Here is a 24,132-nt window from a genome sequence, read left to right on the forward strand (position 1 = left end):
CCTTTGGCTTGGTGTTCTGGAAACGCAAAACGCCGCCGCAGGGAACAATCCCCACGACGGCGTGATGCGCGATGACGGGCGGGACGACATGCGCCCCGCAAAATATGCGTTAGTTACAGGTGTTCTGCGTTTTGCAGTACAGCACGTTGCCCGCCGCGCCGACGGCTGCGCCAAACAACGGGTCCGCGTTGAGGACCGCCGCCCCCACTGCCCCGGCACCTCCGCCGAGGATTGCCTGTTCGCCCGTGGTGTCTCCGCAGGCGGCCAGACCCGCGCAGGTCGCCGCAGCAAGGATGAAGCGTGAGAATCGCATTGTATCTGCCCTTTTTGGTTTCTTGGTTCTTTTGGGGTCAGATGCGCGAAACACGCCCTGTTATTCAATATCAACGGGTGCGCAGGCGAATTTTGTGCGGGATTTTGCCTTTTTTTGTCCAATACAGGCAAAAAGAAAAACGCGGACAGGACTATGTGGGGAACACAAGCCTGCCCGCGCAAGGAAGGGGTACGGAATAGTAGGTGCATGTGCGGCGCAGGCAAAGTAGAGCCGCACGGCCTATCCAGTTTGCACAGCACAATATTGCCAGCAAACACAGGATTGTTTCCGATCGGGATTTCGGCTGGAATCTGCCCACACCGGGAAATGCCGCGCAACTTCGCGCCGATACCGGTTCGGTACTTCTCGGGCGTTTGAGGCCGCTTTGCCGTCACAGTTTCGTGACAGATCAAGCTGCTTTCCGCGCGTTTCGCGGTTGCAGCATCACGACCTTCTGCCAGCGACGGGCATACAGAACCGCCTTGCGCCAATGCGTTGTCCAAGCGGCTCAAGACGTCGTGTTTAAGCGCAATGGAAAACACACATTTTCTTGAAAAATCAACGCCTTCACTTCCCACTTTCGTGATTTCCCAAGGTTTGAACCTCGTGAAACGGTCCGTGTGCACACTCGCACTCAAAGGAATACCCACATGACGAAGACTAGAAAAAAGGCACTCCTGCTTGCTGCCTCCACGCTCAGTGTGACCGGCACGCTTGGCTTTGCTCAGGATGCCCAAACCCAAGCCGAGCTTGACGCCTTGCGCGCCCGGGTCGAGGCGCTGGAATCTGGCAGGAACAGCCCCGCCAACGGAGACTTCCGCATCGGCAACACCGTTCTGGATGTTTATGGCTACGTGAAGGCCGACTTCTTCTACGACTTCGATTTCGATCAGGGGGATACGGCGTTCGTGAATGTCATCGGGGAACCCTCGGCTGCGACCGATGGCACATTTGGTGCCACCGTCCGCCAATCGCGGATCGGTCTGCGCACCACCACCCCAAGCGGCATCGGCGATATCGGCGGGCAACTGGAACTTGATCTGTTTGGTTCGGGCGGAACAGCCGAATTGCGTGTACGCCACGCCAATATCACCATCGGTGACAACTGGCTTATCGGTCAGACCTGGACCAACTTCATGCCGCTGGACACCTACCCGACCTCGGTGGAATTCAACGGCCCCGTTGGCATTCCTTTCGCACGGGTTCCGCAGGTTCGCTATACCAACTCTTTCGGAACGAACACGTCCTTCGCCGTTTCGATCGAAGAGAATGTCGGCGGTTCGAATTCGGATGATCCGGTTTTGACCGCATCCGCCGAATACAATGACGGGACATATGTCGCGCGTGTGTCCGGCCTTTATGGCAAGGCGCAATCCGGCAATATCGAAGTTGATCAAACCGGGTTCACGATATCCGGCTCGGTTCGCCCGTGGCAGGGCGGCCTGTTCCAGGTCAACTATGTGAACGGCGAGGCACTCGGCCCGTACCTGATCGGCCTTGGTGATCCCATCGTGAATGGCCAGGCCAACGACGTGGATGGCTACACCATCGAATTCCGGCAGGATCTGAGCCCGAAATGGAATGTTGGCATTGCATACGGCAAAGAAGACTATGACCTGCCGACCTCGACCGGAACCCTGTCGTTTACCGAGCTGGAAACGATCCACGTCAACGCATTTTACAAGGCAACCGAGGATCTGACACTCAGCGCCGAGTACATCTATGGCGAACGGAACGACGCGCCGACCGGCAGAAGCTTTGACGGAAGCCGCGTTCAGCTCGCCGCTCAGTTGAACTTCTGATTCCGCACACGGACCCTGCCCGGATTCGGGCAGGGTCATCCCGAAACCGGTCCTGAAGGGCTGATATGCGGCGGCTTTGATCACGATCAGCCTGTCCCGTCGATTACGTCGGGAAAGGACGCACGTGCGGCGTCCACATCGATCACCAGCATCGCGTCATAGCTGGCCGGATCAAATGGGTCTTCCGCCGGAATGACTTCGCGCCCGAAAAGCCAGCTGAGCCGTCCGGCATCCAGATTGCCCCGCTCGAACGGCTGATCGCCGAAATGAGCCCAAAGGGCCTCCATGAAGGCGGCATCGGCACGTTTGTCCGCCGGTTTGCGATCCCGGAACCGTTCCCGCCGCGTAAGCGGTGTGACGCCTTTGGGATTGGCGCGCCGAATTGTGAACTGATAATCGGTGCCTGAAAGACGCCCCGGGAACCCGCGATGTTTCAGCATGGCGACACTCCACAGCTTTTTGTCGCAGACAATAATAGTTCGAACCCGAACCTGGATGGGATCATGTTGCGCACCTCCAAAGCCGCACCGTTGGTCTGAGATGCTTTGACGTCATGAATGCGTAAGTTCATGGTCAAAGCCCCTCCCAGATACACCGGGACTGCTCCAGCCGGTAGGCTTCAAAATACTGTGTCGCGTCCGGCGCGGTGTCGCCGAATTCCACCGGGCGATCAGACAGGGAAATGACCACTCTTGATGGCTGCAATTCGTGCTGAGCCACGTAGGGAACGGCAAGAATATGGCACAGATGCTCCATATCCTTCGACGCCACGTCATAGCCGATCCGTCCCACTGATGCTCCGATCTTCGGGGCGACAAATCGAAAGCGCACCCAAAGCTCACCGGGGTTGTTGTCCAGCAGGACATCGCTCAGATGCACCGGCTGACCGGACGGCACCGGCAAAGAGCTATCTGTCTGGGCAAAAACGGAAGTGCCGAGCGCGCACAACACCAGACATATGGCACGATCCCGGACCCACCGAAGGCAGGCTCCTCCTTCCGGGATCGCGCGCGCAGTGCTTTTGGCCTGCGCGGTTCTATGTCTGACGGGTCGGATCATTCAACCATTTGTCGCTTTTTGTCAATTCCGCCGCAATTTTGAGCATTTTTCGCTCAGAATCGGACTGCCAGTGCCAACAACCGGGGCGAACAAAGCCGCCCCGAATGGATCAAAGCGGAATATTGTCGTGCTTTTTCCATGGGTTCTTAAGCTTCTTGCCGCGCAAACTGGCAAAGGCCCTGGACACGCGCCGGCGGGTCGAATGCGGCATGATCACCTCGTCGACGAACCCGCGTTCGGCGGCGACAAAGGGGTTTGCAAACCGATCTTCGTAATCGGCGACATGCTGTGCGGTCTTTTCCGCATCATGCAGATCTGCCCGGTGAATGATCTCGGTTGCGCCCTTGGCACCCATCACCGCGATTTCGGCGGTCGGCCAGGCATAGTTGAAATCGCCGCGCAGGTGTTTGGACGCCATAACCACATAGGCACCGCCATACGCCTTGCGCGTGATCACCGTGACCTTGGGCACGGTCGCCTCACCATATGCATAAAGCAGCTTTGCGCCGTGCTTGATCACACCGCTGTATTCCTGCTGTGTGCCCGGCAGAAAGCCCGGAACATCGACAAGCGTCAGGATCGGAATTTCGAAACAGTCGCAGAACCGCACGAACCGCGCCGCCTTGCGCGAACTGTCGATGTCCAGACATCCCGCCAAGACCATCGGCTGGTTTGCCACCACACCTACGGTCTGACCTTCCAGCCGGATAAAGCCGGTGATGATATTCTTGGCGAAATCTTCCTGAATTTCGTAGAAATCACCCTCATCGGCTATTTTGGTGATGAGTTCCTTCATGTCGTAGGGCGTATTCGGATTGTCCGGAACCAGAGTGTCCAGCGAATCCTCGATCCGGTGCGGGTCATCAAAGAACGGACGCACCGGAGGTTTCTCGCGGTTGTTGAGCGGCAGGAAATCCACCAGACGGCGCACTTCTGCCAATGCTTCCACATCGTTTTCGAACGCCGCATCGGCGACCGAGGATTTCCTGGTGTGGGTCGAGGCACCACCCAGTTCTTCGGCCGTTACAACCTCGTTGGTGACCGTTTTGACAACGTCGGGGCCCGTCACGAACATGTATGACGTGTCTTTGACCATAAAAATGAAGTCAGTCATCGCGGGGCTGTAAACCGCACCGCCGGCGCATGGGCCCATGATTACGCTGATCTGCGGAACCACACCCGAGGCCGTGATGTTGCGCTGAAACACTTCGGCATAACCCGCCAGAGATGCCACACCTTCCTGGATTCGCGCACCGCCCGAGTCGTTGATTCCGACAATCGGTGCACCGTTTTGCACCGCCATATCCATGATCTTGCAGATTTTCTGGGCATGCGTCTCGGACAGTGATCCACCAAAGACCGTAAAGTCCTGGCTGAACACATAGACCATGCGTCCGTTGATGGTGCCCCAACCCGTGACAACGCCATCACCCGCAGGTTTTTGTTTTTCCATTCCGAATTCGGTGCAACGATGACTGACGAACATGTCGAATTCTTCAAAGCTGCCCTCATCCAGCAGCAACTCGATCCGCTCTCGCGCCGTCAGCTTTCCGCGCGCATGCTGGGCATCGATCCGCCTCTGCCCGCCGCCCAGTCGTGCGTCGTTGCGGCGGTTTTCCAACTCGGAAAGGATGTCTTTCATGACGATTATCCCCTGTAAAATTTGCCGGGACCCTACCCCTTTGCGCCTCTCATCCAAAGCTCTTTTCGGCAAATTTGCAAATATTCAGCAACAACAATCTGGATAACTGTAAACTTGCAAAGTCTCTCGTTGAGATAACTGGATGGCTGGCAATCCAGAATTCCATGACTATACATGTGAACCATGCAGTTCAGCTCTCGCGCGGTTCGCCGCACACCACCCACATTGGCGACACTTGTATTGCTCGCGGGCTTGTCTGCGCTGAGCATGAACCTGTTTCTGCCGAGCCTGCCGAACATGGCAGCGTATTTCGGCGCCGATTACAAGGTCATGCAGTTGTCGATCGCGTTGTATCTTCTGGTCAATGCCGTTCTGCAAATCCTGATCGGGCCGCTCGCAGACAAGGCTGGTCGCAGGCCTGTTCTGCTGTGGGGGATCGGCTTGTTCCTTTTGGCCACGCTTGGATGCATCTATGCGCCCAACGTTGAAATCTTTCTGGCGTTCAGAATGTGCCAGGCGGTCGTGGTTGTCGGCATGGTCCTCAGCCGGGCTGCGGTAAGGGATATGTACGATCAGGACCAGGCGGCATCGATGATCGGATACGTGACAATGGGTATGGCCGTGGTCCCGATGATCGGCCCGGCGATCGGCGGGCTGCTGGAGGAAAGCTTTGGCTGGAAGGCGAACTTCTGGCTGCCTTTCGCCGTGGGCGCCTTGACGCTTGCCCTGACCTTCGCGGATTTTGGCGAAACGTCAGCCAAAAGCGGCAAGACCCTTGTTCAGCAATTCAAGGAATATCCTGAACTTCTGACCTCGCCACGGTTCTGGGGCTATTCGCTGTCCTGCGCGTTGTCTTCGGGCACGTTCTTTGCCTATCTCGGTGGTGCGCCCTTTATCGGAACCGAACTGTTCGGTCTAAGCGCGGCACAGGTCGGCATATATTTCGGCGCCCCCGCCGTCGGCTATTTTGTTGGCAACTTTCTGAGCGGTCGCTTTTCCATGCAGATTGGAATCAACCGGATGGTGCTGTGGGGCAGCCTGCTGAACGCCTTGGGCGTTGTGCTTTCGGCATCCTTGTTCCTCACAGGTCTGGGCACCGCCCTCAGCTTTTTCAGCTTGATGACCTTTGTGGGCGTCGGAAACGGCATGGCCATTCCCAATGCCACCTCCGGCGCTCTATCTGTTCGTCCGCATCTGGCGGCAACCGCCTCGGGGTTGAGCGGAGCGATCATGCTGGGGGGCGGCGCCGGGCTAAGTGCATTGGCAGGCACCCTGCTGACCCGGGAAACCGGCGCCATGCCCTTGCTCTGGCTGATGCTCACATCCGCAGTTCTGGCGATTTTCGCAATTGGATCCGTCATTCGGCGAGAGCGGCAATTGGGGCTGTAACGACTTGCCCCGAAAACTTTGCAAAGTTAATCTTCCAAAAAAGAAAACTTGCAAAGGCACCTCATGGCCACCCAAAAGCTCTATGCCGGCGCGAAACTGCGTGAAATGCGCACGCGACTGACCCTGACACAACGCGAATTCGCTGCGAAACTGGGTGTTTCGCTCCCATACCTGAACCAGATGGAGAACAACAACAGGCCGATTTCGACCACGGTTGTGTTGGCTCTGGCGCAAGAATTCGGCATGGATGTCACCGAGCTCAGCACCGGCGACAGTGAGCGACTGGTGTCGGATATGCGCGAGGCTCTGGCCGACCCGGTTTTTGCGGATATTCTGCCGCCACTTGCCGATTTACGCCTGACGGCATCAAACGCCCCGGCATTGGCCCGCGCATTTATCGAGCTGCACAAAACCTACCGGCAAACACATGAACGCCTCGCCTCTCTGGACGAAGCCCTGGGGCGAGAAGACGCCCGAATGCAGGCCAGCCCCTGGGAAGAGGTGCGAGACTTCTTCCATTATTGCGACAACTATATCGACGCCGTGGACCGGGCGGCAGAGCTGTTCGCCAATCGCGCGGAAAGCCCGGGCAGTATCCGGCAGGCCGCTTTGAACAGCCTGACTGAGCGTGGCATTCAGGTGATGTTCTCTGACATCGCCCCTTTGCGTACCTATGACGCCGAAAGCAAAATCCTGCGCCTTTCCTCCCGCTCGACTCCGCAAACGCAAGTGTTTCAACTGCTGTTGCAAGTGGCATTGATCAGTCAGGACAAACTGCTGGAAGCGACACTGGATTTTGCCAAGTTCCAAAGCGACGAGGCGCGGTCCATCGCCAAGATCGGCCTTGCCAATTACTTCGCCGGCGCGTCCTTGATGCCCTATTCCGCATTTCTGACCGCCGCTCAGGAAGAGCGCCACGACCTGGAGCTGCTCAGCAACCGGTTCGGCGCATCGATCGAGCAGGTTGCGCATAGACTGTCGACTCTGCAACGCCCCGGCGCAAAAGGTATCCCGTTCTTTTTTGTCCGCGTGGATCAGGCCGGGACGATCACGAAACGGCACTCGGCCACGCGCCTGCAATTTGCGCGGTTCGGTGGCGCCTGCCCCCTTTGGAACGTGCATCGGGCCTTTGAAACGCCGGGCCATTTCCTGAGGCAACTGGCAGAAACGCCGGATGGTGTGCGTTACATCTCGCTGGCTCGGGATGTGTCGAAATCAGGCGGCTCATTCGGCGCACCGGTCAGGCGGTACGCAATTGCGCTGGGGTGCGAGGTGCGCCATGCCCCGGCGCTCGTGTATGCCGACAACCTCGACATAAACAACGCCAGCGCCTACGAGCCCATCGGCATTTCCTGCCGCATCTGCGAGCGCCAAAACTGCCACCAGCGTTCGGTCCCGCCGCTGGAACGCCGCCTCAGCATCGATACCCATACGCGCGGCACCCTGCCATACGAAGTCACCTGATGTCCCATGGCCGAAACTCTACCGGGAGAGCCCCGACCCGGGCCGGGGCAGCGAGTGCCCCGGCACTGGCGTTCAGGCCTTGGACAAAATCGCCCAGATTTCGTCTTTCAGCGCTGCCCGCTTCTTGCGCAAATCAACTTCGGCCAGCTCTTCCATGGGTTCGACGTTGGTTTCAGCCCGATGCACAACGCGATTGACCTCGTGATACTCATCAGCCAGACGGGCAAAATGCGCGTCCGTTTGCTTGAGCTGGCTCATCAGTTCAACCTTGTCCGGAAACTCTTCGGCCAGTTCATGCGGGGTGTGGGACATGTCTGTTCGCTCCTTCATATGTCGTTGCATATCAGTGGTAGAAGCGTGACGCGGCGCCCTCTTTGACGCGGATCAATTTCATACAGGAAAAATTCAGAATTCAGCGCCGCGCAGCACGCCAACCCGCAGCACGTGCTTCGGCAGCAGAGCAGAACCATCGCTCGCCCCTGGCTGCACTGATCCGGGTCTTGGCATAGTACCTCTGGCCCGGTTCGTGAAAGATCCTTTCGCCCTTTGACGAAACATTTCCTTTGATCAGGCATGTTTCAGAGGATTTCGGCTTCTTGCGCGCCCTGTGCACCCAAGGCACCTGAATCTGTGTCTTGTGCAATCCCCTGTTTCCAATCCTCGCGACCCGCTCGGCACCTGCGTACGCGTCCGAATATTTGCGGTACGCAAAGGCCAAGCCCTGCTCTACAATCCGGGCAGCGACATCTTCGCGTTCCACGCTGCACCGGGCAACGATGCGACCGTAGCGATCCCGATCCACCGGGACACAAGTGGTCATCCGTCCCTGAAACTGGTTCTGAACCATATGAGTGACCCACGCCCCGCACGGCCAGTTTGATCCGTCGGAATCCTGACAGGTCTGATCCAGTTCGGGCGCATCGATACCGTGCAGCCGCACCCGGACACCGCCGACATGCCAGGTATCCGCATCAACGACGTCAACCCGACCTGTAAACTGTTCTGCGGCATGAGCCAGACCCGGCACCAGAAGAACAAAAATGAAACAAATCCTTAACATGCCCCCGATATGCGCGGTATTTCACGCACATTCAACCGGGGGCCGTTTGGATAGGTTAACGCTGAGCGGTCGCCCAGTTGGGGTGAATCCACGGACGATCATTGGCCTTCGGCAACGGATCCCTGCCCAAAAGCGAATCCGACACTTTTTCGCCCACCATGATCGACGGCGCATTCAGGTTGCCGTTGGTAATCTGCGGAAAGATGGAACTGTCCGCAACGCGCAACCCGTCCACGCCGATGACACGGCCTTCGGGGTCGACCACAGCGTTCTTGTCATCCGCGCGCCCCATCCGGCAGGTGCCGCAGGGGTGATAGGCGCTTTCCGCATGTTCCGCGATAAAGGCGTTCAGTTCTTCATCCGTTTGAACCGCGGCACCGGGCTGGATTTCTTTGCCCGCAAAGGGCTTGAAGGCGGCTTGTCCAAAGATTTCGCGGGTCAGTCGGATACAGGTGCGGAAATCCTCCCAATCCTTTTCATGGCTCATGTAGTTGAACTTGATCACCGGCGCGTCTGCGGCTTGGGCCGAGCGCAATGTGACCGCCCCGCGTGACGGCGACCGCATCGGGCCGACATGCGCCTGAAACCCGTGCCCCTCGGCAGCGGCCTGCCCATCATAGCGAACCGCAATCGGCAGGAAGTGGTATTGAATGTCGGGGTATTCCACGCCCGGTTTCGACCGGATGAACGCCGCGCTTTCGAACTGATTCGATGCGCCCAATCCCGTTTTGGTAAACAGCCATTGCGCCCCGATCAGGCCCTTGCTGACCAGGTTCCAGTGCTTGTAGAGCGTGATCGGTTGCAGCGACGCCTGTTGAATGTACAGCTCCAGATGGTCCTGTAGGTTGGCACCAACCCCCGGGCGATCCGCCACGACGTCGATCCCATGCTCGGCCAGATGCGCTGCTGGGCCGATACCGGACAACATCAGCAGCTTGGGCGAATTGATCGACGATGCCGCCAGAACGACTTCGCGCCGGGCCCTGATGACTTCTTTCCTGCCGCCACGGATCAGTTCGACCCCAATGGCGCGACCGTCTTCCATGACAACCCGAGACGCAAGACCGCGCACGATATCGCAATTGTCGCGCTTGAGCGCGGGTTTCAGATAGGCATTCGCCGCAGACCAGCGCCGCCCCTTCCAGACGGTCTGCTCCATCGGGCCAAAGCCTTCCTGCTTTTCACCGTTGTAGTCACCCGTGACTTCGTAACCGGCCTGCTGACCTGCGTCCACAAAGGCCTGAAACAACGGGTTTTCGCGCGGGCCGCGCGACACGTGCAACGGACCGTCAGTGCCACGCCAAGCCGGATCGCCCCCATGGCCGCCGTCGTGCCAGGTCTCCATCCGTTTGTAATAAGGTAAAACATCCGCGTAAGACCAACCGTCAGCCCCCATCTCGGCCCAGGTGTCGAAATCGCGCGCGTGGCCGCGAACATAGACCATGCCATTGATCGAGGACGACCCGCCGATCACCTTGCCGCGCGGACAGGCCAGGCGACGGTTGTTCAGGTGCGGCTCGGGCTCGGACCGATACCCCCAGTCATAGCGCGACATGTTCATCGGATAGCTCAGCGCCGCCGGCATCTGAATGAACGGCCCCATATCGGTGCCGCCGTGTTCGATCACCAGAACCGAGGCTCCGGCCTCGCTCAGACGATATGCCATTGCGCAGCCTGCGGACCCTGCGCCGACGATGACAAAATCTGCTTCCATTTCCACAACTCCTGCCCCACCGAGAAGGTTGGATGCCTCCGGCGGGAGTATTTTCGAAAAGATGAAGAGGTTATTCGCCGCGCGGGAACCGGGCGTTTTCCTCGACGATGTTGAGATCCATGTGATTGCGCATGTAGCGTTCCGACGCTTTTTGCAGCGGCTGATAATCCCACGGGTAGTAGCCGCCCTGCCGCAGCGCTTCGTACACAACCCAGCGCCGCGCCTGGCTGGCGCGGACATCGGCGTCGAAGCGATCCAGATCCCAACGGGCCTCGGATTTGGCACGCAGTGTTTGCAGCGTACCTGCGTGTTCGGGGCTGTCGGCCAGGTTGTTCAGTTCTTGCGGGTCGGCTTCAAGGTCAAACAACTGATCGGGGTCCAATGCGCAGCGATTGTATTTCCACTTGCCATATCGCAATGAGACCAATGGCGCGTAGGATGCCTCGGCCGCGTATTCCATGGCCACCGGTGCGGTTCGTTCTTCGCCCAGCGCCAATGGCACGAGGTTTTCGCCATCGGTCCACGGGGCGATCTCGGCCATGTCCACACCCGCCAGCGCCCCCAGCGTCGGGGTCACGTCGATGGTCGAAACCGGGGTGTCGATGCGGCCCGTCGGCAGGTTCGGCGCCGAGATCATAAGCGGCACACGCGCCGAGCCTTCGTAGAAGTTCATCTTGAACCACAAGCCGCGTTCGCCCAGCATGTCGCCGTGATCCGAAACGAACAGGATGATCGCCTCTTGCCGGGTCGTTTCCAGCACTTCGAGGATTTCGCCGATCTTGTCGTCCAGATAAGTGATATTGGCGAAATAGGCGCGGCGCGATTTGCGGATATCTTCTTGGGTGATGTCGAAACTGCGCCAGTCATTGGCATCAAAAATCCGCTGAGCATGCGGGTCCTGATTGTCATAGCCGATATCAGAAACTTCGGGCAGAAGATGCTCGCAATCCTCATACAGATCCCAGTACTTGCGACGGGCTACGTATGGGTCATGCGGATGGGTGAAGCTGACGGTCACACACCATGGGCGGTCATCCTTGCCGCGTGCCAGATCATAAAGCTTGGCTTTGGCGTTGTAGGCGACCTCGTCGTCATATTCCATCTGGTTGGAAATCTCGGCAACGCCCGCGCCGGTTACGGACCCCATGTTGTGATACCACCAGTCGATGCGTTCACCCGGCTTGCGGTAATCCGGGGTCCAGCCGAAATCGGCCGGATAGATGTCGGTGGTCAGGCGGTCTTCGAACCCGTGCAACTGATCGGGGCCGACGAAATGCATCTTGCCGGACAGGCAGGTGTAATAGCCCGCGCGGCGCAGGTGATGTGCGTATGTGGGGATGTCGCTGCGGAACTCGGCCGCGTTGTCATAGACCCCTGTGCGCGACGGCAATTGACCGGACATGAAGCTGGCCCGCCCGGGCGCACACAAGGGCGACGCCGTGTAGGCATTGGCAAACCGGGTTGACCGTTCCGCCAGTTTCTTCAGGTTCGGAGCGTGAAGCCAGTCAGCGGGACCATCTGGAAAGAGAGTCCCGTTCAACTGATCCACCATCAGGATCAGAATGTTCGGTTTTGTCATTTTTCAGCCTCGAGCAGAGTGTCGAGCACACGCATCGCGTGGCTCACGGCCAGTTGCGGTTCTTCGGGAGCGCTGAGTGCGGCGCGGATGTACAGACCATCAATCAGGGCAACCATATTCTCGGCCGCCTCTTTAGGGTCGGCCAACTTGTGCCGCAGGGCGTGGGTCAGATTGGATTTGATGCGGGCCTGGTAGATCTGCCACAGGCGCAGGGCGTCATCATTGGTCTGAGCCAGTACATAAAAGGTCATCCAGGCCGCAATCACATCAGGTGTGAAACAAGAGGGCGCAAAACACGCCCTGACGATCGCCTGCGCCCTGTCGTCCGGCGCGGCTGCTTTCAACTCGCCTCGCGCCTCTTTGCCGAAGTCCGACAGGATCTGCCGCATGGCAGCCAGAAAGATCTGATCCTTGCCGCCGAAATAGTGGTGCGCAAGCGCGCTGGACATGCCCGCACGCTTGGCAATCTGGCTGACGGTTACATCAAGGGATTTCTTCACGCCCAATTCAGCGATTGTCGCACGAACAATCGCATCCCGGCGGATTGGCTCCATTCCGACTTTTGGCATCGTTCTCCCCTTGAGCAGGCGTCACGGGACCACGCTAGGGGGTTTTTATTGACTCGTCAATTAATGAAAAATCGGGGAGCGTTGTCGTTACAGCTTCGGCGCAATACTCGGAGGCGTCAAGTCCCGGCGGTTCAACACGAATTCGCGCCATGAGATAAAGCTTACGGCGGCAAGGATCAGCGTGCCGCCCGCGACAACCCACACGTCAACGCTTTCATGGAACACTGCGGCGCCCAGGATCGTGGCCCATATCAGCTGAAGAAACGTCACCGGCTGCGTGACGGCCACTGGCGCCGCCTGAAGTGCCAAGGTCATGAAGTAGTGCCCGGCTGTCGCAAAGCTGGCCACCAGAAAAAGAACCCCGAGATCCCGCAGGCTTGGCTGCGTCCAGACGGCGACCGCAAATGGTATCAGGGCTATGGTCACCCAGATCGACAAATGCGCCACGACGACGGATGGCGGTACATCACGCACCAGAATCTTGGCCAATAAATACGACCCCCCAAGTGTCAGGGCCGTTCCCAGCATGGCCAGATGGCCTGATGACACGTCGCGAAAACCGGGCCGCAGGATGATCAGGACGCCAACCAGAGCGACCAGAATGGCTGCAATCCGGCGAAAGGCCAGTTTTTCACCCAGAAACAGGGCCGCCCCCAGGGTGACGTAAACCGGCGTCATGTAATTCATGGCGGTGACCTCGGCCAATGGTATCTGTGTCATGGCAAAGAACCAGAGCATGACCGCAACCGCATGCACGACCCCTCGCAGGCCGAACAGCGTCAGCAGGCGGGGTGTCAGATGTGTCGACATGATCGACCGCATGGCTGGCAAAAGAAACACCAAACCCAGCACATACCGCAGGAAGGCGGCCTGGATGGAATTCATCGATGTGCCCAACGACTTCACCAGCGCGGTCATCACGACAAAGGACAAGCCGGCGGCGAACATCCAGAACATGCCGGCAAGCGGGCGGGACGATACGGTGGATGAAGTCATGTTCAAGGTTGAACACCGAAACCCGGCCGGGAACAACCCTTCACATGATAACAAGTTTCAGTGCGATACCCAGCATGACGATGCCAATCCCGGCATCCAGCACCCGCCACGCCCGGGGGCGCGCAAAAACCGGGGAAAGGATACCCGCGCCGTAACCAAGCGAAAAGAAGAACACAAAGCTAGATGTCATCGCGCCAAGGGCGAAACCCAGCCGGTCGTCATATTGGGCCGAGATCGAGCCGATCAGCACGACCGTATCCAGATACACATGCGGATTCAGCCAGGTGAACGCGAATACCGTCAGCAGCGCAGCATTGAGGCTGGTTCGCTTTCCATTGCCGATTTCCATCACCGAACCTCCCAGCCAGGATGACCGCAGACTGCGCAAGCCATACCAGATCAGGAATGCCGCCCCACCGTATCGCATCACGGTTTCGAACCAGGGTGCGGCCTGTGCCAGAGTGCCAAAACCTGCCACGCCTGCTCCGATCAGGATGGCATCAGACACCGCACAGGTCAGGCACAGAAAAAACACATGCTCGCGCCGCAAGCCCTGCCTCAGGATAAAGGCGTTCTGCGCCCCGATGGCGAGGATCAGGCTGAAACCCAGCGCAAAACCGGCGATCACGGATGTAGGCATGATATCTCCTGCGTTGTCACTGCGTTGACTAATGGCCGCGATACGATCTATCAAATTAAAGATGTTTCCCTCAGTTAAGTTTTGCTAATGCTGCTGGACCCTCACCAACTGGCCGCCTTGTCCGCCATTCTGCGCCATGGCAGTTTTGATGCAGCGGCGGCGGAGCTGGCCGTGACCCCTTCGGCGATATCCCAGCGGATAAAGGCGCTGGAGGATCGGGTGGGCGCCTCGCTCATCCATCGGGGAACCCCTTGCACCGGAACGCCCGCCGGGCAGCGCATCGCGCGCTACGCCGAAGATGTCGGGCTGCTGGAATCACAACTGGCCCGTGAATTGGCGCTGGTACAAGAACCCGGGTCCGCGCGGGTTCGCATTGCGGTTCCCGCCGACATTCTGGCGACCTGGTTCATTGACGCGATGGCGCGTGTGCCCGACATGCTGTTCGACCTTGTGATCGACGATCAGGACCATTCGGCAGATTGGCTGAGGCGCGGTGAGGTCAGCGCCGCCGTCACCGTCGGCGGACAAACCATAAGCGGTTGTGACGCGCTTGAACTGGGCGTGTTGAGGTATCTGCCCACCGCCAGCCCGGACTTTATCAATGCGTGGTTCAAGGACGGCGTGACCGAGGAGACGCTCAGCAAAGCGCCTTGCCTTGTCTTCAACCGGAAAGACGGCCTGCAAAAAGCGTGGATCGCTCGTCACACCGGCAACCGTCTTTCACCGCCTTCCCACTTCCTGCCGTCTTCGCAAGGGTTCGTTGATGCCGCGATCGCGGGAATTGGCTGGGGTATGAACCCGGCAGCCCTTGTGCAAGACGCCATGGCGCGTGGACAGTTGCGCCCGATCGTTCCCGATGCGCCACTGGACGTCGCGCTCAGCTGGCAGGTCGGGCGTGTTCTTGCGCCAGCGCTCAAACCTCTTACACAGGCAGTCCAGCATGCTGCGCAACGGGTTTTGCTCCCGTCACAACGCAAATAGTCAGACTCATTCGATCGGAGGAACCAATGTTCTCACGCGACGCCCTCAGTTATGACCCCATTCCCTTGCCCGACCGATGCGAGATCAGTGATGCGGACATGCAGGGCGCGGCTGTGGCTTTTTTTGAAAAAATGCGACGGCGTCATACCGTTCGGGATTTCACCACGCGCCCGGTGGCCCGCGATGTGATCGAAACCTGCCTGCGCACCGCGGGAACAGCGCCGTCAGGTGCAAACCATCAACCCTGGCACTTTGCTGCCATATCGGACCCAAAGCTGAAACTGCGCATCCGCGAGGAAGCCGAAGAAGAAGAGCGCCGGTTCTATGCGGGAGGGGCGGGCGATGAATGGATCAAGGCACTGGAACCCATCGGGACCAATGCGGTCAAAGAGCACCTGACCACCGCCCCGTGGCTGATCGTGGTCTTTGCCCAACGCTGGGGGCAATTCGAAGACGGGACGCGGTACAAGAATTACTACGTGCCAGAAAGTGTGAACATTGCCACCGGCTTTCTGTTGGCCGCGCTACATCACGCCGGTCTCAGCACCCTGACCCATACCCCGAACCCGATGCGGTTTCTGAACGACGCGCTGGACCGACCCGCATCCGAGAAACCGACAATGATCATCGCAGTTGGTCATCCCTCGGACACCGCGACCGTACCTTCTGTGGCAAAGCTGAAGAAGCCTTTGGAAGAGATTTCCTCGTTCTTCTGAGCGGACCTGCATTAGTTCTGAGGCCGGGGGGAATCTTCCCGGTCGGGCGACATCGTCAGGTAGCACGTCACGCAAGCCATCAGACTGGCCGCGACTATGAACGCGACCGCCAAGGCAACCTCATGCATATGGGCGACTGCGGCCAGCGCGGCCGAAAGCAGCACCGCCAACAATCGAGTAAACGATTTGATAGCTGCGGATCCCTGAACGCGTTGCTCCTTGGGCGCGACGTCCAGGAAATAGAGCTTGCGCGCGCTGCTGATCCCGGTCACCGCGACGGTGACGACGAACAGCGCGATCGCATGCAGGTGCACATCGTGATCGATACCCATGTAGTGGAATGCCAGCAGAACACCTCCGGTAGCGGCCACCATGAGTGTCCCGACCACCATGACGGCACGATGAGATTTCATGTTCACGACCTGCCACAACGGCCCCGAAACAAGATAGCCCGAAGCGGATGAAACAATCATCGCGGTCAGACCCTTGGCCGAGCCATGATGCGCCTCTGCCGCTATCAGCGCGAAGAACGGGACGGATAGCGACACAGCCACCAAGGGTATACGCATAACCATGTAACGCCGAAACCAGGTGTATTCGAACATGCCAAGGATACCCCGGGCATTGGCCGTGAACGACAGCTTGGGTTTGCTTCCAGTCTTTTTTGCCGGTTCCGCAGAGCGGGCATTCTCGGTCATTGCCAGCATCAACAGCCCTGAAAGCATGAAAAACGCAACCGATACGCCGATCATGGTTGAATGGCGTGAAAAAGGTGGGTTTTCCTTGGTGATCTGATGCACCAGCAGGGCCAGACCGATGGCACACAGGCCCCCGCCCCCAAGTTGCAGGTAATGCATGACCATGCGCGAACGCGAGTGGACATGATCGCCCAACAGATCGGTGAACATCAGGTTCTGAACTTCATCCACCAGACCGATCACGAAGAAGACCGCCACGAAAACCACTGCGATCAACGGAACGACCCCGGTCGCGGCGGCCACCATCGCCAGAACAAGACAGGCGCCGATAACGGCTTCGGTCAGAGCGATGGCGCGCTTCTTTTGCGATTTCGCCGCTATGGGTTGCGCCAGAAAAAAGTCGGAAATCATACTTCCAACCATCCGCACCGAAACCAGCGCGCCCGCCACGAACATCGGCAATTCGAATGACACGGCCAGAAACGGCAATACCACCGATGGGCTGCCCAAAGTCCATGCAACCTGAGACACGATACTCTGCCCCGCAAGAACCGGCACGTTTCGCTTGGTCTTATCAGAGGTCACATCCGTCATGGATCTTTCGGTGGCATCGTCCCAGAACTTCCGAGTTGTACCAGCCTAAGCGTTTCGAAGGTTTCAGCCAACACCTCTTCGAAACTGCCCGAAAACGAAAAAACCCGGCGGTCGAGCCGGGTTTCGCCATCAAGTTCCGCAACAGCTCAGAGCTGTGCCATCACCTCATCCGAGGCTTCGAAATTGGTCGTGACACGCTGTACGTCGTCATCGTCTTCCAGCGCATCCACCAGCTTCATCAGCTTTTGCATGTCTTCCAGACCCAGCTCGGTCGTGGTGGTCGGTTTCCAGACCAACTTGGTGGATTCAGATTCACCCAGCGCAGCCTCCAACGCGTTCGAAACGTCGTTCAGATCCGTATCCGCACACCAGATGATGTGGCCATCCTCTGAACTTTCGACATCTTCCGCGCCAGCCTCGATGGCGGCTTCGAAAATGGTGTCTGCGTCACCTGCCGTCGCCGGATAAATCACTTCGCCCTTGCGTTCGAACATGAACCCGACCGAGCCCGTTTCGCCCAGATTGCCACCGTTCTTGGAAAAGGTCGAACGCACGGTCGACGCAGTGCGATTGCGGTTGTCCGTCATGGTTTCAACGATCACGGCCACGCCGTTGGGGCCATAGCCCTCATAGCGGATTTCTTCGTAATCGTCGCCTTCACCGGCAGTGGACTTTTTGATCGCGCGGTCAATCACATCCTTGGGAACCGAGTTCGACTTGGCCTCTTTCACGGCCAGACGCAAGCGCGGGTTCTTTTCAGGATCGGGGTCGCCCATCTTGGCGGCAACGGTGATCTCTTTCGACAGTTTGGAAAACAGTTTGGACCGCGCGGCGTCCTGACGCCCCTTGCGGTGCTGGATGTTGGCCCATTTTGAGTGGCCTGCCATAATGCGTCCTCGTCATCGTGATTGCGTGTTCGGCGCTCATATAGACGTTTGCAGGGGGCAGGATCAAGAGAGCGGCTTGCGACGGCTTCACCGGCTAGTATGGTGACGGCATGACAACAGACCAGATCATTCTTTTTGCGCTTTTCATCACCGTCTTCGGAATGCTGCTATGGGGCCGGTTTCGATACGACCTTGTGGCCTTTGCCGCACTGATGATCGGCGTCGTGCTGGGCGTCGTGCCCGTGGATGGCGCCTTTGCCGGGTTCGGCCATCCGGCGACTATCATCGTGGCGCTGGTTTTAGTGGTTTCTGCCGGTTTGGTCCGATCCGGCGCAGTGTTCCTGATCACCCGCACGCTGGTTGATGCCTCGCGGGGCCTGGGCGCGCATATCGCCCTGATGGGTGGGATCGGCGCGGTTCTGTCGGCCTTCATGAACAACGTAGCGGCGCTGGCGCTGCTGATGCCCGTGGACATTCAGACCGCACGCAAAGCAGGCCGGTCTGTGGGCCTGTCGCTGATGCCGCTGAGCTTTGCCACGATTCTCGGCGGGATGGCCACGCTGATCGGGACCCCCCCGAACATCATCATCGCCTCGATCCGGGCCGAAACACTGGGCGAGCCGTTTCACATGTTCGATTTTGCCCCGGTTGGTGGGCTGGCCGCGATCGCCGGCCTTGCCTTTGTTGCACTGGTAGGGTGGCGCCTGATTCCCAATCGCGGGCCGCAGGCTGAAACATCGGAAACGTTGGCCGAGTATATCGCCGAGCTGACCGTTCCACCGAAATCCGCCCATATCGGCAAACGGGTCAGCGAGCTTTATGAGGCGGCCGAGAAATCGGACGTGGCCATCATCGGTTTGATCCGGGATGGCAAGCGTCGCTATGGCCGGTCGGCGCACGCCGTTTTGCAGGAAGGTGACGCGCTGGTTCTGGAAGCCCGACCCGAAGCGCTGGACGAGTTCCGTGCCGCGCTCAACCTGGATTTCTCGGACACGCGCCGGCAGGAATTGCTGACGGCTGAGGGGGACGGGCTGGAAGTGATCGAAGTCGTCGTGCCGGAAAGCGCGCGCATCACAGGTCGCACGGCACAAGGGCTTGGGCTGGCCTGGCGGCAAAGCACCGTTCTGATGGGCATCTCACGCCAGGGGCGCAGGATCACCGAACAGGTCCGCAAGACCGAGGTGGAACCGGGCGATATCCTGCTGCTGCTCTGCCCCCGCGACCGCGCTGCGGATGTTACGGAATGGCTGGGTTGCCTGCCCCTTGCCGGACGCGGGCTGAACGTTACGGCTAACGACAAGGCATGGCTGGCCATCGGCCTGTTCGCCGCCGCTGTCTTGGCCGCAAGTTTCGGGTTGATCTATCTTCCCATTGCTTTGGGGCTGGTGGTGATTGCTTATGTGCTGACCAAGATCATGCCGATCACCGACATTTACAATCACATCGAATGGCCGGTGGTCGTACTGCTGGGGTCTATGATCCCTCTGGGCAGTGCTTTGGAGACCTCGGGCGGAACCGAACTGATCGCAAACGCCCTGATCCAGCTGACCGATGGTCTGCCCGCCTGGGCCATTCTGACCGTACTGATGGTCGTCACGATGACTTTGTCGGACGTGTTGAACAACACCGCCACCGCCATTGTCGCCGCGCCGGTCGGGATACAAATGGCACGCACGCTCGAGGTGTCACCCGACCCGTTTCTGATGACCGTGGCCGTTGCGGCCTCGGCTGCGTTCCTGACCCCCATCGGGCACAAGAACAACACGCTGGTTCTGGGCCCCGGCGGCTATCGTTTCGGGGATTACTGGCGCATGGGATTGCCCTTGGAGATGCTGATCATCGCCGTTTCTATTCCCGCCATTCTTGTGTTCTGGCCTCTGTGATGGGTAAAGGCTGCGCATGAAACCCTTTTTGATCCTGCAACTGCGCCCCGAAACCGATGCATCCGATGCCGAATACGCCTCGATCCTGAACCGGAGCGGGTTGTCTCCTGAACAGACACGTCGCATCCGTCTGGATTGCGAAAACCTGCCCGGCGAGATGGATGTCACAGACTACGCCGGTGTCATCGTGGGCGGCGGACCTGGATGCGTCAGTGACGACCCGGCGACCAAATCCCCGCTGGATGCCCGGATCGAGGCGACGATCATGGGGTTGATGCCGCAGATCATCGCACAGGATAACCCGTTCATGGGCTGCTGCTATGGCCTTGGCATTCTGGCGGCGCATCTGGGTGGCGACGTCAGCAAGGCCCGATATGGCGAACCCGTCGGACCATCCACGTGCCACCTGACCCCGGAAGGCCAGCAGGACCCGTTGACCGCAGGGTTGGAACCCACCTTCGACGCATTCGTTGGTCACAAGGAAGCGGTTCAGGCGCTGCCCGAGGGTTGCGTTCACCTTGTCACGTCAGACCCCTGCCCGTTCCAGATGATCCGCTGGGGGCAGAACGTATATGCCACGCAGTTCCACCCCGAGGCCGATGCCAGGGATTTTGAACAGCGCATCAATATCTACAGGAACCACGGCTATTTCCCGCCTGAAGACGCGCAAAAACTGATCGACCGCTGCCATTCGGCCGATGTCACACAACCCGGCGAGATCCTGCGCCGGTTCGTCCGGCGATACGAGTGACCCAACGGCGCGGTTGCCTGCGCCTTGCCCCCTCGCTTAGGCTGATCTGACGCAACTTTGGGAGGAGTTGTCCTTGGATCTGCTCATTAACGTCGGTCTGCCGGTTTCACTGGCCGTTATCATGCTGTCTCTGGGCATCGGGCTGGAGGTGGCAGACTTCCGCCGTGTCCTGAGCCGACGACGCGCCTTTGCCATCGGGGCGGCAAGTCAGGTTGTTCTATTGCCGGTGGCGGCCTTTGTGACGGTCAAATTTTTTGCTTTGCCACCTGAGATCGCCGTTGGTTTCATGCTGCTCAGTTTTTGCCCGGGCGGCGTAACCAGCAATATCCTGTCAAAGCTCGCCAAGGCCGATGTCGCGCTTTCAGTCAGCCTGACCGCTGTGATCAGCCTTCTGTCGATGGTGACCGTGCCGATACTGGCCGCCTGGTCGATCGCGCATTTCATGGGCGACGAAGCCCCCGAGGTTTCGATCACCGGGCTGGCTGTTGCATTGTTTTTGATAACAACGCTGCCCGTGGCAATCGGGGTCGGAGTTCGCAACTTTGCAACAGGGTTTGCAAACCGTGTCGAGCCGGGGTTGTCGGCGCTCGCGACCGTTTTGTTCGTGCTGATCATTGCCGCGGCTCTGGCCGGGAACTGGCAATTGTTCGTCGACAATCTCGGCATCATGGGCGCAGGCTTGATTTCTTTGAATATCGCCCTGCTGTTCATCGGATTGGGGCTGGCGCGGATAACAAACCTGTCCTGGAATGAGTGCAAGACGATCTCGATCGAAACCGGAATTCAAAATTCCACGCTGGGCATTACACTGGCGGCGCTGATCACGAATACCGAAAGCGGGTTCAGCCCGCTGGCCCTGCCCTCGGCGGTATATGGTATTACGATGTACGCCGTGGTTCTGCCGTTTCTTGTCTGGTTCCGCAGGCGCTGAAAGGACCGTTATGACAAACAACACTGCTGATGCGATCGTTGTCGGGGCTGGTCTGGCCGGATTGGCCGCCGCTGCCGAACTGGGCGACCGAGGCAAGAAGGTAATCATACTCGATCAGGAACCAGAAGGTTTTCTGGGCGGTCAGGCCTTCTGGAGCCTGGGTGGCCTGTTCATGGTCGACACGCCGGAACAACGCCGCATGGGGATCCGCGACAGCCACGATCTGGCGCTGCGCGACTGGATGGGCAGCGCGCAGTTCGACCGCGAAGAAGATACCTGGCCCCGCAAATGGGCCGAAGCCTATATCGAGTTCGCCGCCGGTGAAATGCGCCCCTGGCTGCATGGCATGGGGCTGCGCTGGTTTCCGGTCGTGGGCTGGGCCGAGCGCGGCGGGTCCTACGCAAACGGGCACGGCAATTCCGTCCCGCGCTTTCACATCACATGGGGCACCGGACCCGGCGTGCTGGAACACTTCATCCGCCGGGTCCGCGACCATGTCAGTGCCGGCCTGATCCAGCTGAAATACCGCCATCAGGTCAGCCACATCATCATGCAGAACGGCGAGGCCAAGGGCGTCTCGGGCGAGGTGCTGGCCGATGACGCGGCCCCGCGCGGCGGCAAGACCAACCGCGACGAGGTGGGCGAGTTCGAGGTCTATGCCCCGTCGGTCATCGTGACCTCGGGCGGGATAGGTGGCAATTTCGAGATGGTGCGCCAGAACTGGCCCCGCGACCGTCTGGGCGAACCGCCCAAGGACATGGTGGCGGGTGTGCCCTTCCATGTGGACGGTCGGATGATCGCCATCAGCGAAAAGGCCGGCGGCCATGTCATCAACGGCGACCGTATGTGGCATTACACCGAAGGCGTGCGCAACTGGGATCCGATCTGGCCCGCCCATGGCATTCGCATTCTGCCCGGCCCCAGCTCGATGTGGTTCGACGCGCGCGGAAACCGGTTGCAGCCCCCCTGCCTGCCCGGGTTCGATACGCTGGGGACACTGCGCGAAATCCTGAACACCGGGTATGAATACAGTTGGTTCGTTCTGACTCAGAAGGTGATCAAGAAGGAATTCGCCCTGTCCGGGTCTGAACAGAACCCGGACTTCACGTCAGGCAGCTGGAAAGAGGTTATTCGTCAACGCATACTGTCCGGGTCCAAAGCGACCGCCCCGGTCGAGGCATTCAAGGAGAAGGGCGAGGATTTTGTTGTTGCCAACACGCTGACCGAGCTGGTCAACGGAATGAACCATTTGGGTGGGGGGCTGATAGACGAGGCCCATTTGCGTGCCCAGATCGAGGCGCGGGATTCTCAGGTCGACAATCCGTTCTCAAAAGATGCGCAGATGATGGCGATCCTGGCGGCGCGCAACTATCGCGGCGACAAGCTGATCCGCACCGCCAAGCCACACAAGTTCCTGGACCCCAAGAATGGCCCGCTGATCGCGGTCAAGCTGCACGTGCTGACCCGCAAGACACTGGGCGGTTTGCAGACCAATCTGGACAGTCAGATGATCGGCGCCGACGGTCAGGTGGTGCCCGGCCTGTTCGCAGCCGGTGAAGTCGCCGGGTTCGGTGGCGGTGGTTATCACGGTTACAACGCGCTGGAAGGGACCTTTCTGGGTGGCTGCATCTTTTCGGGTCGCAACGCAGGGCGATCGAGGGCCGTCGCCTGACAACCCTGCCCTTTTACTTGCGCTCCAGTTTGATCACCGGCTCACCCTGAGCATCCAGCAAGGCCAGCGCGTTGCCTTGCATCGCGAAGGTCGTGACAGTTTGCATCGCTTTCAGAAACTGCCGCTCGACCTCGTCCAGCGGGGGTGGGCACGCCATGAGCGTTGCAGCCATATTGTCCGGGAACGCGATCCGATTGGCAGAAATCTCGGCCTGGCCACTGAACCTGTTACAGCCACCACTACCTGAAAACGCTCCGCCCTGCCCGAAAGCAAGCTCAGGACGTTTCTCTGTCTCGACAGGCGCACCATTGAGGCCCGAAGCGACCCATTCGGTGTTTTCCAGCATCCCGGCACCTTGGTTTTGCACCTGTATCATCAGCAGGTCAGCTGAATTCTCGGCCCCATCTGTCAGAACCGGGTAGACGGTATCGGTGGTGAACAACAGGTTTTGCCCCTGCATGACCGAAGCACGCACGGCATATCTGCGCCCGTCCTGGATCAACGCATCATCATAGGTCAGTTCAAACTGTGCCGGCACACCGGTCAGGGCATATCTCTGCGCGGCAAGTGTTTCGGCCGGCGCATCCGCCAATGAGATATCCTGAAGCTCGACGAACAAGGTCGTGTCGGGCGGAAGCGCAATACGCTCTCGGTAGGTTGCGGTTCCTTCGACGGTTCCAGCAAGCGATGTGCCGCTCAAAACGGTGGCGAAGGCAACCGCAGGAAACGTGGTGCGGACAAGTGTCAGCATGGCAGTACCCTTCAAGTATCAGTTCTACAAAAGATTGCTGT

The 24,132-nt window shown here is 59.1% G+C and carries 23 protein-coding genes; 9 read left to right on the forward strand and 14 right to left on the reverse strand.

Translation table 11 applies throughout. The features are described from left to right. Positions 1-109: 109 nt before the first annotated feature. Positions 110-313, reverse strand: coding sequence for a hypothetical protein (locus NOR97_RS11050; protein ID WP_170343657.1), 204 nt, complete (start codon positions 311-313; stop codon positions 110-112). Positions 314-963: 650 nt separating this feature from the next. Between NOR97_RS11050 and NOR97_RS11055 the strand changes: the two genes are divergently transcribed. Further along, complete coding sequence (locus tag NOR97_RS11055) at positions 964-2,115, forward strand: DcaP family trimeric outer membrane transporter (protein WP_257599121.1); 1,152 nt, start codon at positions 964-966, stop codon at positions 2,113-2,115. Positions 2,116-2,201: 86 nt separating this feature from the next. On the opposite strand, the gene NOR97_RS11060 is transcribed toward NOR97_RS11055, so the two are convergent. The 3 genes from NOR97_RS11060 to NOR97_RS11070 form a co-directional block, all read right to left on the reverse strand. Continuing rightward, entirely contained in the window at positions 2,202-2,555 is a 354-nt protein-coding gene (locus NOR97_RS11060; protein ID WP_257599122.1) for a hypothetical protein, read from the reverse strand. 133 nt (positions 2,556-2,688) lie between these two features. Further along, a complete protein-coding gene (locus NOR97_RS11065) occupies positions 2,689-3,174 on the reverse strand; it encodes a DUF6497 family protein (protein WP_257599123.1) in 486 nt (161 codons plus the stop codon). 109 nt (positions 3,175-3,283) lie between these two features. Further along, positions 3,284-4,816: an acyl-CoA carboxylase subunit beta gene (locus tag NOR97_RS11070; protein WP_170343653.1), complete on the reverse strand. Its 1,533-nt coding sequence runs from the start codon at positions 4,814-4,816 to the stop codon at positions 3,284-3,286. 183 nt (positions 4,817-4,999) lie between these two features. On the opposite strand from NOR97_RS11070, the gene NOR97_RS11075 reads away from it, so the two are divergent. Together NOR97_RS11075 and NOR97_RS11080 are read left to right on the forward strand one after the other, a co-directional pair. Then, on the forward strand, positions 5,000-6,205 hold the full coding sequence (locus tag NOR97_RS11075; protein WP_257599124.1) for a multidrug effflux MFS transporter: 1,206 nt from the start codon (positions 5,000-5,002) through the stop codon (positions 6,203-6,205). A gap of 63 nt (positions 6,206-6,268) precedes the next feature. After that, positions 6,269-7,669, forward strand: a complete 1,401-nt coding sequence (locus NOR97_RS11080) for a short-chain fatty acyl-CoA regulator family protein (protein WP_170343651.1) — start codon at positions 6,269-6,271, stop codon at positions 7,667-7,669. A 72-nt stretch (positions 7,670-7,741) separates the two neighbouring features. Here NOR97_RS11080 and NOR97_RS11085 read toward each other — a convergent pair whose 3' ends face one another. From NOR97_RS11085 to NOR97_RS11115, 7 genes are all read right to left on the reverse strand, one after another. Further along, positions 7,742-7,981, reverse strand: a complete 240-nt coding sequence (locus tag NOR97_RS11085) for a YdcH family protein (protein WP_170343650.1) — start codon at positions 7,979-7,981, stop codon at positions 7,742-7,744. Between the two features lie 100 nt (positions 7,982-8,081). Then, positions 8,082-8,729: a thermonuclease family protein gene (locus tag NOR97_RS11090; RefSeq protein ID WP_170343649.1), complete on the reverse strand. Its 648-nt coding sequence runs from the start codon at positions 8,727-8,729 to the stop codon at positions 8,082-8,084. 55 nt (positions 8,730-8,784) lie between these two features. After that, a complete protein-coding gene (gene betA, locus NOR97_RS11095) occupies positions 8,785-10,443 on the reverse strand; it encodes a choline dehydrogenase (RefSeq protein WP_257599125.1) in 1,659 nt (552 codons plus the stop codon). Between the two features lie 70 nt (positions 10,444-10,513). Beyond that, positions 10,514-12,022, reverse strand: coding sequence for a choline-sulfatase (gene betC, locus NOR97_RS11100; RefSeq protein WP_257599126.1), 1,509 nt, complete (start codon positions 12,020-12,022; stop codon positions 10,514-10,516). Further along, positions 12,019-12,591, reverse strand: coding sequence for a choline-responsive transcriptional repressor BetI (betI, locus tag NOR97_RS11105; protein WP_257599127.1), 573 nt, complete (start codon positions 12,589-12,591; stop codon positions 12,019-12,021). The genes betC and betI overlap by 4 nt, the downstream gene beginning before the upstream one ends. Positions 12,592-12,678: 87 nt before the next feature. Next, positions 12,679-13,587: a DMT family transporter gene (locus NOR97_RS11110; RefSeq protein WP_257600869.1), complete on the reverse strand. Its 909-nt coding sequence runs from the start codon at positions 13,585-13,587 to the stop codon at positions 12,679-12,681. Positions 13,588-13,627: 40 nt separating this feature from the next. Beyond that, positions 13,628-14,227, reverse strand: coding sequence for a LysE/ArgO family amino acid transporter (locus NOR97_RS11115; protein ID WP_257599128.1), 600 nt, complete (start codon positions 14,225-14,227; stop codon positions 13,628-13,630). An 87-nt stretch (positions 14,228-14,314) separates the two neighbouring features. Between NOR97_RS11115 and NOR97_RS11120 the strand changes: the two genes are divergently transcribed. Continuing rightward, positions 14,315-15,208, forward strand: coding sequence for a LysR family transcriptional regulator ArgP (locus tag NOR97_RS11120; RefSeq protein ID WP_257599129.1), 894 nt, complete (start codon positions 14,315-14,317; stop codon positions 15,206-15,208). 26 nt (positions 15,209-15,234) lie between these two features. Continuing rightward, the gene (locus tag NOR97_RS11125; protein ID WP_170343643.1) at positions 15,235-15,924 is read left to right on the forward strand and encodes a nitroreductase family protein; all 690 of its coding nucleotides are present in this window, start codon (positions 15,235-15,237) and stop codon (positions 15,922-15,924) included. Between the two features lie 11 nt (positions 15,925-15,935). On the opposite strand, the gene NOR97_RS11130 is transcribed toward NOR97_RS11125, so the two are convergent. Together NOR97_RS11130 and NOR97_RS11135 are read right to left on the reverse strand one after the other, a co-directional pair. Continuing rightward, positions 15,936-17,216, reverse strand: a complete 1,281-nt coding sequence (locus tag NOR97_RS11130) for an MFS transporter (protein WP_170343642.1) — start codon at positions 17,214-17,216, stop codon at positions 15,936-15,938. Between the two features lie 146 nt (positions 17,217-17,362). Continuing rightward, entirely contained in the window at positions 17,363-18,103 is a 741-nt protein-coding gene (locus tag NOR97_RS11135) for a YebC/PmpR family DNA-binding transcriptional regulator (RefSeq protein WP_170343641.1), read from the reverse strand. A gap of 110 nt (positions 18,104-18,213) precedes the next feature. Between NOR97_RS11135 and NOR97_RS11140 the strand changes: the two genes are divergently transcribed. The 4 genes from NOR97_RS11140 (at position 18,214) to NOR97_RS11155 (ending at position 23,340) form a co-directional block, all read left to right on the forward strand. After that, positions 18,214-19,986 (forward strand): SLC13 family permease, encoded by a 1,773-nt coding sequence (locus NOR97_RS11140; protein WP_257599130.1) that lies wholly within the window; start codon positions 18,214-18,216, stop codon positions 19,984-19,986. Positions 19,987-20,002: 16 nt separating this feature from the next. Then, positions 20,003-20,737: a glutamine amidotransferase gene (locus tag NOR97_RS11145; RefSeq protein ID WP_257599131.1), complete on the forward strand. Its 735-nt coding sequence runs from the start codon at positions 20,003-20,005 to the stop codon at positions 20,735-20,737. 73 nt (positions 20,738-20,810) lie between these two features. Next, entirely contained in the window at positions 20,811-21,668 is an 858-nt protein-coding gene (locus NOR97_RS11150) for a bile acid:sodium symporter family protein (RefSeq protein WP_170343638.1), read from the forward strand. A 10-nt stretch (positions 21,669-21,678) separates the two neighbouring features. Then, the gene (locus NOR97_RS11155; protein WP_170343637.1) at positions 21,679-23,340 is read left to right on the forward strand and encodes an FAD-binding dehydrogenase; all 1,662 of its coding nucleotides are present in this window, start codon (positions 21,679-21,681) and stop codon (positions 23,338-23,340) included. Between the two features lie 13 nt (positions 23,341-23,353). On the opposite strand, the gene NOR97_RS11160 is transcribed toward NOR97_RS11155, so the two are convergent. Then, positions 23,354-24,091, reverse strand: coding sequence for a YbaY family lipoprotein (locus tag NOR97_RS11160; RefSeq protein WP_257599132.1), 738 nt, complete (start codon positions 24,089-24,091; stop codon positions 23,354-23,356). Positions 24,092-24,132 lie beyond the last annotated feature (41 nt).

This window comes from Ruegeria sp. YS9, assembly GCF_024628725.1.
Lineage (GTDB): Bacteria > Pseudomonadota > Alphaproteobacteria > Rhodobacterales > Rhodobacteraceae > Ruegeria > Ruegeria atlantica_C.